Raw genomic sequence first — 13,695 nt, 5'->3', positions numbered from 1 at the left:
GGCGGCCGGGGCCAAGTTAAATCGGGGTAAGGCGCCCGAAGGGGGCGCCCCCTTTGCTTTGGCGACATGCGGGCGTAGAGGGCTTGAGTGCGTCAGCCTGACGCACCCTCGGACCACGACCGGCGCGCAGACGTCGGCATCGGAGACGCCCCATGTCGCTCGCCTCGTTTCGCCTGACCGCCTCCCTCGGCGTCCTGATGGCCGCCACGACCATCCTGTCCCTGCCCGCCTCGGCCGCGAAGGCCGACGAAGGCATGTGGACCTTGGACAACTTCCCGATCCAGACCGTCAACGACAAGTACGGCACGCGGATCGACCAGGCCTGGCTGGACCGCGTGCGCGGCGCCGCGGTGCGCCTGCAGGGCTGCTCGGCCAGCTTCGTCTCGCCCGAAGGCCTGATCCTGACCAACCACCACTGCGTCGTGTCCTGCGTCCAGGAGCTGTCCTCGGCCGAGAACGACTACGTCAAGAACGGCTGGATGCCGGCCACCCGCGAGGAAGAGAAGCAGTGCCCCGGCCAGACGGCCGAGGTTCTGACCGACATCGTCGACGTGACCGACCGCGTCCTGGGCGCCGGCCAGGGCCTGGAAGGCGCCGCCTTCATCCAGGCGCGCGGCGCCGAGACCCAGAAGATCCAGCAGGAGAACTGCGGCGACGACGCCAAGCTGACCTGCCAGGTCATCAGCTTCTACCGCGGCGGCCGCTACGCCCTGTACAAGTTCCGCAAGTACGACGACGTGCGCCTGGTCTTCGCGCCAGAGTTCCAGGCCGCCTTCTTCGGCGGCGATCCCGACAACTTCAACTTCCCCCGCTATGCGCTCGACGGCGCCTTCCTGCGCGCCTACGAGGACGGCCGCCCGGCCGCCACACCCAATCACCTCAAGTGGAACGCCAACGCCCCGCGCGAGGGCGACGTGACATTCGTCGCGGGCAACCCGGGCACGACCCAGCGCCTGCTGACGATCGCCCAGCTGGAGCGCCTGCGCGACCAGCAGCTGCCGCTCCAGCTGATCCAGAGCTCGGAACTGCGCGGCCGTCTGCTGGCCTATTCGGCCACGGGCGACGAGGCGAAGCGCGTCTCGGTCGACCCGATCTTCGGCCTCGAGAACAGCTTCAAGGTCTGGTACGGCCAGCAGCAGGCCCTGCTGGACCCCGCCTTCTTTGGCCGCAAGCAGCAGGAAGAGGCCGAGCTGCGCCAGCGCGTCGCGGCCGACCCGGCCCTGCAGCAACGCATCGGCGATCCCTGGACCGAGCTCGAAACCGTCGAAGCCGCGGCCCGCGACCTGGCGGTCCCCTATCGCCAGCTGGCCACCTCGGCCGGCGGCGGCTCGACCCTGTACGGCATGGCCAACGCCATCGTCGGCGTCGCCAAGGAACGCTCCAAGCCGGCCGATCAGCGCCAGCCGAGCTTCACCGAGGCCGCCGTCGCCCGCGCCCGCACCCAGCTGCAGGAAGAGACGCCGATCTCGTCCGACCTGGAGGAAATCCGTCTCGGCTTCTGGCTGTCCAAGACCCGCGAGTATCTGACGGTCGACAATGCGGCGGTCAAAAACCTGCTGGGCCGCGAAAGCCCCGAGGCCTTGGCCGAACGCGCGGTCGAGGGCACACGGCTGGACGAGGCCGCCTATCGCGTCGCCGCCCTGGACATGACGGTCGAGCAGCTGGCCGCCCTGAACGATCCCATGATCGATCTGGCGCTTCGCAACTATGACGCCGCCCAGGCTCTGCGCACCGAGTGGAACGCCAAGGTCTCGGCCCCCAGCGCCCGCGCGGCCGAGCGCGTCGCCCAGGCCCGCTTCGCCGTCTATGGAGACAACCTGTATCCCGACGCGACCTTCTCGCTGCGTCTCAGCTACGGCGAGGTGAAGGGCTGGACCTATCGCGGCGTGACCGTGCCGCCGACCACCGTCATGGGCGGCCTGTACGAACGCGCCACCGGCTCCGAGCCCTTCAATGCCGCCGAGAAGTTCCTGGAAGCCGAAAACCGCATCGACAAGAGCGTGGTCTACGACTTCGTCTCGACCAATGACATCATCGGCGGCAACTCGGGCTCGCCCGTGATCAACGCGGCCGGCGAGGTCATCGGCGCGGCGTTCGACGGCAATATCCACTCGCTGGGCGGCAGCTTCGGCTACGATGGCGAGCTGAACCGCACGGTGTCGGTCTCGACCGCCGCCATCACCGAGGCGTTGCGCAACGTCTATGACCAGCCGCGCCTGCTGGAGGAACTGGGCGTCACGACCCCGGCGCGCCGGACGCGCCGCTGATCGGAAATGCGAAAGGGGCGGTCCTTGCGGACCGCCCCATTTCACATCGCGCCTCGCCGGAACGAGGGTGGAGACCGAACACGACCCGAAGGGGATTTCGTTGTGGCTGCTGCCTTCCGGCCCTGACCAGATTGGCGAAGCCTTCGCCCGCGCCGATCTCCGCCCCCCATATCGCCGCTGACGCGTCGGATTTCAAGCGGCGCCTTCGCCAAGCGCGCCGCTGGGCCTATGGAGAGATCATGTCGCTCGATCCCCTCAACACCTTCGCCGGCAATCCGCTGGATCGCGCCGGCGACCTGCGCAACGATCCCGACTGGCTGGCCGAGCAGGCCGAGCGCGACGGCGCCCTGGCGCTCGTGCTGTGGGAAGGCCGCCCGCTGCTGGAAGACGCGCCCGACGGGCCCCGCCTGGCCTGGCTGCCGTTCGACCAGGCGCGCGACATGGTTCCCGACCGCGAGGTCTTCTTGGGCCGCTGGGACGATGAGCCGGTGTTCGCCATCGAGTTCGAGGGCTCGATCGACCCCACGGCCGGCTCCGCACGCGGTCTGGGCGCCTTTTACGAGATGCGCGACGCCGCCGCCCTGTTGCCCGGCCCGGACGCCGCCATGGCCGGCACGGCCAAGAGCCTTTTCGACTGGCGTCGCCGCCACGGCTTCTGCGCCGCCTGCGGCAAGGCCACGCGTGACGCCTGCGGCGGCTGGAAGCGCGTCTGCCCTGCCTGCGGAGCCGAGCATTTCCCGCGCGTCGACCCGGTGGTCATCATGCTGGCCATCCACCACGGTCCCAATGGGCCGCGCTGCCTGCTGGGCCGCCAGGCCGCCTGGCCCGCCGGGCGCATGTCGGCCCTGGCCGGCTTCCTCGAGCCCGGCGAAACCATCGAGGAGGCCTGCGCTCGCGAGATCAAGGAAGAGGCCGGGCTGGAGGTCACCGCCGTGCGCTACCACTCCAGCCAGCCGTGGCCCTTTCCCTCACAGCTGATGATCGGGCTGATGGCGGACGTCTCGTCCGACCAGGCCCGGCCCGACCAGACCGAGCTTGAGGCCGTCGCCTGGCTGACCCGCGACGAGGCGCGCGACTGCCTGGCCGGCCGGCACCCGATCAAGCCGCCCCCGCCCATCGCCATCGCCCGCACCCTGCTGGAGGCCTGGGCGGCCGGCTGACGACGAAGGCTGCGGTTGATGCGCCGCGCGAAATGTCTAGTTTGCGAACATGATCGCGCGCCTCTGTCTCGTCGCCCTGCTCTGCGTCGCCGCCGCGCCGGCCCTGAGCCAGTCGCCGCCGCGCGTATCGACGGCGTTCACGCTCGACACCGGCCACCCACGTGCGCCCGAGCAGTTGGCGGTTCGGTTCGACAAGGCGGACCTTGCGATCCGTGTGCTGGCGGAGACCAAGTCGCTTGAGGCCGTGGCGACGCTGGACTTCACGGCGACCGAGCCCGTGGCCGCCCTGGTGGTCGAGTTGGACACCCGCTTTGACGTCTCCGCGGTCACCATTGACGGCGCGGAAGTCACCGGCTGGACCAACCCCGAAGGCCGCATGACCGTGCCGCTGCCCGCTGCCCTGTCGCCCGGTCAGTCGGTCAGCCTGCGCATCGCCTATTCAGGCGCGCCGCACGAAGCCTTGCGCGCGCCATGGGACGGCGGCTTCGTCTGGCGCACTGCGCCCAGCCGTCAGCCGTGGATCGCAACCGCCGTCCAGGGCCAGGGCTGCGACCTGTTCTGGCCCTGCATCGACCATCCGCAAGGCGAGCCCCAGCGCATGGACCTGCACATCACCGTGCCTGAAGGTCTTTCGGCGCCCTCTAACGGCCGCTTGGTGGGCAGGACCGACAACGGCGACGGCACGACGACCTGGAGCTGGACGGCCCGCCAGCCCAACACCTATGCGGTGGCCTTGAACGTCGGCCCCTATGTCGAGATGACCGGGACCTATGAGAGCCGGTTCGGCAACAGCATTCCCCTGCATTTCTGGCGGCTGGAGACGGACGATCCGATGCAGGCGGCCGACCTGTTCGCCGAGTTCTCCAAACTGCTCGACTTCTACGAAGCGACCATCGGGCCCTTCCCCTTCGCCGACGAGAAGATGGGCGTGGTCGTCACCCCGCACCTGGGCATGGAGCACCAGACCATCAACGCCTACGGCAACGGCTACCGGCTGGACGGCAAGGGCTACGACTGGCTGCTGCAGCACGAACTGGCCCACGAATGGTTCGGCAACCAGATCACCAACACCGATTGGGATCACATGTGGCTGCACGAGGGTTTCGGCACCTATATGCAGCCGCTCTACGCCCGCTGGCTGAACGGCGACCGGGCGATGGCGTCTGAACTGCAGACCATGCGGCTGACCGTGGCCAACAAGTTCCCCGTCGTCTCCGGGCAAAGCCGCACCTCGGGCGAGGTCTACGAGGGCGCGCGCGGGCCGGGGCTGGACCTCTATTACAAGGGCGCGCTGGTCGCCCATACGCTGAGACTCATGATCGGCGACGAAGCCTTTTACGACAGCCTGCGCCAGTTGGTGTACGGTAGGACGGACCCAGCGCCCGGCAATTTCCAGCCGCGCTACGCCTCGACTGACGACTATGTCGCCATCGTCAACCAGGTGACGGGCCGTGACCTGGGCTGGTTCTTCCACGCCTATCTGCGCCAGGCCGAGCTGCCCGACCTGGTCCAGACGCGTGAGGGGGGGCGACTGAGCCTGGAGTGGAAGACCGGCGACGACGGCCCCTTTCCCATGCCGATCGAGGTCGAGGTGGATGGCGCGCTGACCGTCGTGCCCATGACCGACGGACGCGGCGAGATCGCGGTTCCGGGCCGCGCCCACGTTCTGATCGATCCGGCCAATAAGGTGTTGCGCCGACAGCCGCACATCGAGGCCTATCAGGCCTGGCGCGCCCGGAACGCCGGCTGATGCGGGCCCAGCCTTTCGCTAACGGCTGCGTGGGAGACTGACGTCATGGACACGCCCAGCCCCGAAGACCGTTTCCGCCAGGTTCTGGCCGGACTGAGCGACGGCCAGCGCGCACGGGTCAAGGCCGCCGCGCCCGAGGCCGAACGCCGAGCCGCCGACGCCGCCTCGCACTGGGACTTCACCCTGCCGGCCCAGGCCGTCGACATCGTGCTGGGCCCCAAGGCCGAGGATGCGGTGCGACGCGGCCTGATCGCGCGCTGGGCTCTGGGCGTCGTCGAGCGGGCAGCCCATCTGGACATGCCGCCGCAGGTCCTGGACCTCTATCCCTACTGGCTCGACAAGATGGCGGACTTCCTGCTGGAGGCGGTCGAGCCCTATGACGCCGACTTCTGGGCCAAGGACGTGCGGTTCGCCCTGGCGCTCAGCGTGCCCGGCGCGCGCAGCCAGGTGATCGACCTGTCGTCTCCCTTCGGCCCCGGCCAGACCGTGCGGCACGCGCTTCAAGGCCGCGGCCTGTCGGCGCCGCTGAACTGGCTGCGCCACGGCGGCTGGAAGACCTGGCTGGAGGTGCATACCGAAAGCCGCCACCTGGACGACTTCAACGAAGAGGGCTGGAACCGCGCCTGGGCGACGGCGGCGGCCATCTGCGAGCGCAAGCCCGAACTGGCCGGCATGATCGGCTCAAGCTGGTTCTACGATCCGCCCCTGACCGAAATCAGCCCGCGTCTGGCGCATCTGCGGCTGAACCCGCTGAAGGGGGGCGCCTTCATGGTCCATCAGGGGCCGGGCGAGATCCACACTCTGCGCGCCGGCACGGCCTCTCCGACCCGCAAGGCCCTGATCGACAGCGGCGACTACACCGCTCGGTCCTGGTTGATGGCCTGGCCGCGCGACAGTCTGGTCGCCTGGGGCCGCGCGCGGGGGGCGGCCTAGCCCGTCACCCGGTCGAAGGCGCGGCTGACGGGCAGGATCTCCAGCCCGGCCGCCTTGGCCGAAAGGATCAGGCGCTCGATGTCGCGCTGGGTGCATCCGTATGGCGTCGGGCTGTCGGACACGTCGTGGCCATAGGCGATCAGCCAGCCGTTGGTCTGGGCCGCCTCGGCGCACAGGGCGTCGAAGTCGTAGCCGGGGATGCGGCGGCTCTCCAGGCCGATGGCCTGCAGATTGGTGCGGTCAGCGCGGCCCGCATTGACGCCGTCACGCACGCCGCGCGCCAGCTTGAACCGCCGCGCCGCGCCGCTCTTGGCCTCTAGGGCGCAGTCGCCGAACGGCCAGGCGAAGGTGTCCATCACCGCCCCGTCCAGCCGCTCGGCCACCCAGGCGGCGTTGCGCGCCCAGCTGGCCTCCAGCACCCTCGGCGAGATCGCCAGGGAGCTGACGTGCTCGAAGGTGTGGCACCCGACCTCATGCCCGTCGGCGTAAAGGGCCTGCAGATCTTCAGTCTCGAACTGCGGCAGGTCCAGATTGGTCCCGCCGGCCAGACCGCCGCAGACATAGAAGGTCGCCTTTAAGCCGTGCGCGCCCAAGACCGGCCCGCCTGCGCGCCAGGCCGAGGCCGGGATGTCGTCGAACGACAGGCTCAGCACGCCGCGCGGCGGCTTGATCTGGATGGGGCGACGCCCGAGGTAGCGCCCCGCGCGTCTACGCATCTTGTCTGTGAAGCCGGACATGATTCAAGCCTTAGCGGCTGCGGGTAAAGCCCGCCTTAGCTAGCCATCGCCAGCTGCGGCGTGCGCACGACTTCCCGCCAGGCCTTGGGCTGGGCCAGCAGGGCGCGGACCAGCTTGTTGTTGACCGCATGGCCGGCGCGAACGCCTTCGTAACGGCCCAGCAGGGGCGCGCCGAGCACATAGAGGTCGCCGATGGCGTCCAACGCCTTGTGGCGCACGAACTCGCGCTCCATGCGCAGGCCTCCGGGGTTCAGAATCTGGTCGCCATCGATGACCACGGCGTTCTCCAGGCTGCCGCCGCGCGCCAGCCCAACCTGACGCAGCGCCTCGACCTCGTGAGCGAAGCCGAAGGTGCGCGCGGCCATGATCTCGCGACGGAAGGTCGGTTCGTCGACGACGAAGTCCACCACCTGGTTGCCGATGACCTTGGAGGCGAAGTCGATCTCGAACCGCATTTCGTAGCGATCGCACGGCAGCAGCACGGCGGACTTGTCACCGTCCTGAACGCGCACGGGCTTAAGGATCTCGATATAGCGGACCGGCGCCTCCTGACGGCGGAAGCCGGCGCGGTCCAGAAGCTCGACGAAGGGGCGGGCCGAGCCGTCCAGGATCGGCAGTTCAGGGCCGTCCACTTCGACGACCACGTTCGACACGCCCAGCGCCGCAAAGGCCGCCATCAGGTGTTCGATGGTCGACAGGCGCACGCCGTCGGCATTCTCGATCATGGTGTTCAGGCGCGCGTCGATGACCGCCTCGCCTGTCGCCGCAATGCGGTTGTCGCGGTCGGTGATGTCGGTCCGCACGAACACGACGCCTGTGCCTGCCGGAGCCGGACGCACGGCCAGACGCACGCGACGGCCCGTGTGCACGCCCACGCCGGCGCAGATGGCCGGGGCGAACAGGGTGCGCTCGTTATGATCGCGGACAGGGGACAAGGGCTCAATCTCTCGAAATCGCGCCCCCGCCTCTGACGTGCAGGGTGCGCCACGCCGCCCTCATAGCCCCTGTCCCGTCGTGGTTAAATGAAAGCTCGGTTTCGGAATGTTTCGTGACGACACGCAGCTCGAAACGCAAACCGCCCCGGAGCGGCGGCTCCGGGGCGGCGGATCAGGGATCAGTCCTGACGCTTAGTTGGCCAGTCGTCTGAGAAAGGAAGGGATCTCCAGGTCATCATCGGCCTGGTCCGCCTCCTGCTGCTGGACCGGCTGAGCCGATTGGGCGGGCCGCATCTGGGCGGCGCTGCGCTGCTGGGGCGCATAGGTCGGCGGCTGCGGCTGGGCGTTGCGACGGCCGCGGCCGAACAGGCTCCAGCCGCTTCTGCGATGGTCGCGGTCGTCGTAGGCGTCGTCGGGATGCGGCGCGGGTTCGACCGGGCCCTGGCGGCTGGGGGTCGAGGTGCGGTCCAGATACAGGTCGCCCTGCGAGGTTTCCGGCTGGCTGCGGGCGGCCGGCCGGGGATTCGCCTCATACTCCTCGACCCAAGGATCGACGATCGGGTCCAGCCGGCTCTGCTCGACCGGGCGGATCACCGGCTCGGGCTGCGGCTCCGGCGCGCGGGCGGCCTGCGTGGGTTCCGGAGCGGGCTGAGCCTGGGCCTGCACCTGGGCGCGGGCGGCGGCGACCGGCTCGATCCGGGCCGGCTCGGCGCGGGTGGGTTCGGGCGTGCGCGGCGCGGTCGAATAGGTCGGTGCGGCCGGTCGCGCGGTGAAGGCCGGGGCCTGGGGCTCGATCTTCTGGATGACGGCCTCGTCCATGCCCGTGGCCACGACCGAGACGCGGATCTTGCCGTCCAGCGCCGGATCGAAGGCGGCGCCGAAGATGATGTTGGCGTCGCCGTCCACCTCCGCGGCGATGGCGTTGGCCGCCTCGTCGACCTCCAGCAGGGTCATGTCCATGCCGCCGGTGATGTTCACCAGAACGGCCTTGGCGCCCTTCAGGCTGGTTTCGTCCAGCAGCGGATTGGCGATGGCGTTCTGGGCCGCCAGCAGGGCGCGATCGTCGCCCGTGGCCTCGCCCGTGCCCATCATCGCCTTGCCCATTTCGGACATGACGGCGCGGACGTCGGCGAAATCGAGGTTGATCAGGCCCGGCAGGATCATCAGGTCGGTGATCGACCGCACGCCCGAATGCAGCACCTGGTCGGCCATGCCGAAGGCGTCGGCAAAGGTGGTCCGCTCATTGGCGACGCGGAACAGGTTCTGGTTCGGAATGACGATCAGGGTGTCGACGTAGCGCTGCAGTTCGGCGATGCCCGCATCGGCCAGACGCATGCGGTGACGGCCTTCGAAGGTGAAGGGCTTGGTCACGACGCCGACGGTCAGGATGCCGCGGTCCCGCGCGCACTTGGCGATGATCGGCGCGGCGCCCGTGCCGGTCCCGCCGCCCATGCCGGCGGTGATGAAGATCATATGGGCGCCTTCGAGATGCTGATGGATCTCGTCGGCGCTTTCCTCGGCGGCGTTCATGCCGACCTCGGGGTGGGCGCCCGCGCCCAGGCCTTGGGTGATCGTCTCGCCCAGCTGGATGCGACGGTCGGTCTTGGCGAACGACAGATGCTGGGCGTCGGTGTTGGCGACCACGAACTCGACGCCTTCGAGACCGGCGTCGATCATGTTGTTGACGGCGTTGCCGCCGGCCCCGCCCACGCCGAACACGACGATGCGGGGTTTCAATTCGGTATTTTGCGGCTTGACCAGCGACAGCGACATTTCAGTTCCGACCCTTCGACCCTTTGCCCCGTTAGTCCCCGATGCGAAATCCCCGCCGAATCGCATTGGTTATGAGCGCGTTAAGAAAAGCGCGCTCGGAGTTAACGAGAGGTTACCGGTAGCCTGAGTCGGACCAAATGAAAGCGGTGCAGGAAAGCGTGGCCGCAGATTCTCCACGACTTTCCCCAGGAACGTCGATCGACAAAGAAAAAGGGCGGCTCCGAAGAGCCGCCCTTTCCAGTCCTATCAGTCTGATCAGAAGCGGTAGATCAGCTGACCCAGATACGTCCGGCCGAAGCTGACCGGCTGGAACGACTGCTCGTAGTTGAACGACGGGTAGATGGTGTCGAAGACGTTATCGACCGTCAGCTGAGCGCGAGCACGCTCGGTCACATCGTAGGCGAAGGTCGCCGAGTGCAGCCAGTAGGAGCGGCGCTCGCGGACCAGAGCCTGGTCGATGGTCGGAACCACGGTGCCGTTGCCAGCGAACACGCCGGTTTCCGACTGCCAGTTGCCGGTCCACGACATCCGGGCCTTGCCGAGGGTGTAGTTGCCGGTGAGCTGCACCTTCCACTCCGGACGAGCCAGAGTGTCTTGGCTGAAGGTGGTGTTCGACCCGAAGTTGCCGTCCGGCGAGTTCTGATACTTGATCAGATTATAGGCCGAGGTGCGCAAACCGACGCGACCCCAATCCTGAGTGCCGTCACCGAACAACTCGCTGACATCGAAGCCGTAGGCCGCGTTGATGTTCAGCGCCTGGACGCGGATGCCGCCCTGGTTCCAGAAGCCCGAGATCGAACCATTGGTGATGGCGAACTGCGGGTCGCGGATGACGTAGGGGCAGAGATCCAGACCCTGCACCTGCGGAGCCGTGTTTGGATAGGTTTCCGAGTCGAAGCAGAACTGGTTCGCGGTGGTGGCGAACAGGTTCGAAATCAGACCCTTGACTGTAACCTTCACATAGTCCGCCGAGAAGGTCAGTCCCGGCACCCAGCGCGGCTGAGCCACGAAGCCCCAGGTGTAGCTGTTGGCGGTTTCAGGGCTCAGGCCCGGCTCACCGGCGACGATCGTCTGGAAGGTCGGCACCGCAGCGGAGAACGTCGAAAGGAAGGTTCTCACGCGGGCGTCGTTCTCAGCCGCCGAGAGGGACGGATCGATAACGCCGGTCGGGAAGGTGGCGGAAGTCGGGTTGAGCGCACGGACTGCCGCCTCGCAGTTACGACGGCGGATCGCGGGATTAGGACCCGAGTCGATCTGGGTGGAGCCGCAGACGTCCGTACCGTTGCTCAGGAACGCCGGCTGGCTGCCGAGGAACAGGTCCACGATGCCCGGCTGACGAACCGACCGAGACACGTTGCCGCGGAAGGTCAGATCCTGGAACGGAGCGTAGGTCATGGCGATCGAGTAGATGTTCTCGAAGTCGCCATCGTACTGCGGCGACACCAGAGTGCCGTTCGCGTTACGGAACGAGGCCGCCTCGCCGGTCTGCTTCACCCAGCGCCAGGCCGGGTTGATCGACAGACTGTGAACGAACGGAATGTTCATCGAGGGGCTGACCAGCGGGATATCCAGCTCCACACCATACTCTTCGGTGTCGATCGAGGCGTCGGTCAAGGCCGTCGGCGCCGAACGCGAGCGTCCCAGGATGCCGAGTTGGTCGCCGCCGTAGTTCAGGCTTTCAGTCCGCTTCTCGGCCGACAGCGCGAACGCCACCGAACCGGAGTCAAGCTTGAAGATTTCGCCCGTGAAGACGCCCGAGAAATACTCTTGGCGCGCTTCGTTGGTGATGAAGGTTTCCGCCAGGATGTAGTTCAGAGCCGCCGGATCAGCGCGACCGTCGCCGAAGAGGTTCAGCGGCCGGCAGCCATCGACCATCGCTTGAGTGACGACCGGCTGATAGTTCTGGTCTTGCGGCACATCTCCGGTCACCGGCACCGGACGGGTCACGCCGGTAGGCAGATCGACCGCGAACGGCACGCGCACGACGTTGTTGGTGATGCCCGGCAGGGTCGTTCCAACGATGCCTGCGCCCGCCGCAGTCTGGCTGCGGCAGCGGATGGTGCCGCCGTCATTGACGGCGTCGATGGCCAGCAGGAACTCGAGGTCCTTGATCCAGGTCGTACGGTACTCGAAGTCAGAACCGCCGTACGAGTGCGCCAGCTCCCAGGTGAATCGACGATTCCAGACATCGAAGTCGCCGCGCAGGCCGTTCACGGTGCGGAAGGTCTTCGAACGGCCGATCGCTTCATTGTTCTCGCCGTACAGCGAGTAATAGTCGGTCGACAGAACGAAGTTGCCGGTGATGCCGCGAGCGGCGAGGTCAGCGCGATTCTGAGCGGTGAGGAACGGGTTGGTCTGGCTGTTGACCAGGATCGCGCCGTTTTCAACGCCGGTCGAACCGATGCTGCTGAACGCGCTTTGCTGGTTGATCGGGTTCACGCTTTCGATGTCCGAGTACAGGTTCTCGGTGAAGAAGGTGATCCGGTCGGTGATGTCGAAGCGAGCGTTCAGGTTGCCGATGGCGCGGGTCTGTTCAAAGCGCGAGACGTTGCGGTCCGTAGCATTGTACAGATCGGAGCTGTTGCCCGGCGCGCTGCCGAACTGGCCCGGCGAGTTGGGGCCAAGCGTTCCGGTCGAGAACTGGACAATGTTGCCCGAGCTGTCGAAGCGAAGCGGCTGGGCCAGGATCGGAAGGATCGCGTTGCCGCTGGCGACACCGGGATAACCCTGGATGAACGAACCGATGAACAGGTTCGGGTCAAGGCCGGGGTTGGCCTGGAAGTATTCGCGGGCCGTCGGCAAGTTCGCCTGCAAGGTGTCAAGCGCCAGGCGATTCAGCTGGGCTTGCGTCAGACCGGCCGTGGGCGTGACGCCATAGGCGGCGAAAACGCGAGCAGCGTTGGCCGCCTGTTCGGCAGCCGTAGAGCCGGGCAGCGATGCGGGCGCGAAGTTACAAACACGAGCATTGGCCGTGGCGGCGGCGGAGATCTGCGCCGCCGAGAAGGCGCCCGCATTACACAGCGCCGGCTGGTTCGGGAAGAACTGGCCCGAGTACCAGGCGCCGGAGTCGACGGACAGAAGGTTGAAGTTAGCGTTGACGTTCGGCGTCGTGCTCGCCGCGCCGCCTTCCCAGACCTGCGCGGTTGCGCCGGGCTGAAGCTGACGGATGGGATTGGCGCGCCAGATCGTTCCACCGGGCAGAGCGGTGTGAGACCGGAAGCTATCAACGTACAGAGAAGGCGGGAGGCCATCGGCGTTGGCGGGGAAGAAGACGCTGCCGACGCCCGAACCCAGGACGTAAGCCGGATTGCGACGCGCAATCGGGAAGGCGTAGGTGTTGTCGTTGCGGGCCAGGAAGTCGAAATCGCGAGCGTAGAGCGCGTCGGTCTTCGAGAAATCGCCGGACAGAGTGACGTTCAGCCGGCCATCGAGGAAGTTCTTACCGGTGGTGACGCCCAGCGAATAGACTTCGCCCTGCCCGCCTTCGTAACCGCGCACCGACGTACGCAGGTCGAAGCCTTCGAAGTTTTCACGCAGGATGTAGTTGACCACACCGGCGATCGCGTCCGAGCCGTAGGCGGCGGCGCCGCCGACCGTCAGAACGTCGACGCGCTCGATCAGCGCCGGCGGAATGGTGCTGGCGTCAACCTGGTTGCCGGGCTCGTTGCCGGCCACGAAGATCGTACCACCGTTGTTCGACACCATGCGACGGCCGTTGACCAGGGTCAGCGTGCGGGCCGAGCCAATGTCCAGCAGATCGACGTACTGGGCGCCCAGGTTGGCGGGCTGCGCCGTGCCGGTCGAGACCGCGGAGACCGGAGGGCCGACCAGCGGGATGTCGTTCAGGATCTGAATGGCGTTGGTGAAGCCGCGATCCTCAATGGTGTCGCGCGTCACTTGGGCGCCGGGGATCGTGCCTTCGTACTGGGGACGCGGGATGCGCGAACCCGTGACGACCACTTCTTCAACCTGGACCGCTTGGTCTTGAGCTTGTTGGGCTGGAGGCGTCTGCGGCTGAGGCGCAGTTTGCGCCCAAGCCGGCGCAGCCAAAGCCACCATTCCTGCGAGGAATGTGGTGCCAAACAAAATCTGACGGTGTCTCTGCATAAGCAGCGCCCCCTAGCGGTTGATAGACGTCGC

The 13,695-nt window shown here is 67.3% G+C and carries 8 protein-coding genes and 1 other RNA gene; 4 read left to right on the top strand and 5 right to left on the bottom strand.

Going from position 1 to position 13,695, the window contains the following annotated elements; translation table 11 throughout:
• Positions 1 to 152: 152 nt before the first annotated feature.
• The gene (locus E4M01_RS05715) at positions 153 to 2,267 is read left to right on the top strand and encodes a S46 family peptidase (RefSeq protein WP_135061812.1); all 2,115 of its coding nucleotides are present in this window, start codon (positions 153 to 155) and stop codon (positions 2,265 to 2,267) included.
• A gap of 64 nt (positions 2,268 to 2,331) precedes the next feature.
• Here the strand turns inward: E4M01_RS05715 and ffs are convergent.
• Positions 2,332 to 2,430: signal recognition particle sRNA small type (gene ffs / locus E4M01_RS05710), an RNA gene on the bottom strand.
• Between the two features lie 76 nt (positions 2,431 to 2,506).
• Here ffs and nudC point away from each other — a divergent pair.
• From nudC to E4M01_RS05695, 3 genes are read left to right on the top strand one after another with little or no spacing between them, the layout of a single operon-like run.
• Positions 2,507 to 3,427, top strand: coding sequence for an NAD(+) diphosphatase (gene nudC / locus E4M01_RS05705; protein ID WP_135061813.1), 921 nt, complete (start codon positions 2,507 to 2,509; stop codon positions 3,425 to 3,427).
• A gap of 49 nt (positions 3,428 to 3,476) precedes the next feature.
• Positions 3,477 to 5,177, top strand: coding sequence for a M1 family metallopeptidase (locus E4M01_RS05700; protein WP_135061814.1), 1,701 nt, complete (start codon positions 3,477 to 3,479; stop codon positions 5,175 to 5,177).
• A 45-nt stretch (positions 5,178 to 5,222) separates the two neighbouring features.
• A complete protein-coding gene (locus E4M01_RS05695; protein ID WP_135061815.1) occupies positions 5,223 to 6,110 on the top strand; it encodes a hypothetical protein in 888 nt (295 codons plus the stop codon).
• On the opposite strand, the gene E4M01_RS05690 is transcribed toward E4M01_RS05695, so the two are convergent.
• From E4M01_RS05690 to E4M01_RS05675, 4 genes are all read right to left on the bottom strand, one after another.
• Positions 6,107 to 6,826 (bottom strand): polysaccharide deacetylase family protein, encoded by a 720-nt coding sequence (locus E4M01_RS05690; protein WP_245161287.1) that lies wholly within the window; start codon positions 6,824 to 6,826, stop codon positions 6,107 to 6,109. The two genes, E4M01_RS05695 and E4M01_RS05690, sit on opposite strands and share 4 nt — an antisense overlap.
• A 56-nt stretch (positions 6,827 to 6,882) precedes the next feature.
• A complete protein-coding gene (gene lpxC, locus E4M01_RS05685; RefSeq protein WP_135061817.1) occupies positions 6,883 to 7,782 on the bottom strand; it encodes a UDP-3-O-acyl-N-acetylglucosamine deacetylase in 900 nt (299 codons plus the stop codon).
• Between the two features lie 192 nt (positions 7,783 to 7,974).
• Positions 7,975 to 9,555, bottom strand: coding sequence for a cell division protein FtsZ (gene ftsZ / locus E4M01_RS05680; RefSeq protein ID WP_135061818.1), 1,581 nt, complete (start codon positions 9,553 to 9,555; stop codon positions 7,975 to 7,977).
• A 255-nt stretch (positions 9,556 to 9,810) separates the two neighbouring features.
• Complete coding sequence (locus tag E4M01_RS05675; protein WP_167765255.1) at positions 9,811 to 13,515, bottom strand: TonB-dependent receptor domain-containing protein; 3,705 nt, start codon at positions 13,513 to 13,515, stop codon at positions 9,811 to 9,813.
• Between the last annotated feature and the right edge of the window lie 180 nt (positions 13,516 to 13,695).

Source organism: Brevundimonas sp. MF30-B, from assembly GCF_004683885.1.
Lineage (GTDB): Bacteria > Pseudomonadota > Alphaproteobacteria > Caulobacterales > Caulobacteraceae > Brevundimonas.
Note: the sequence above shows the minus strand (reverse complement) of the source record. Positions and strands in the feature narration are given on the sequence as shown.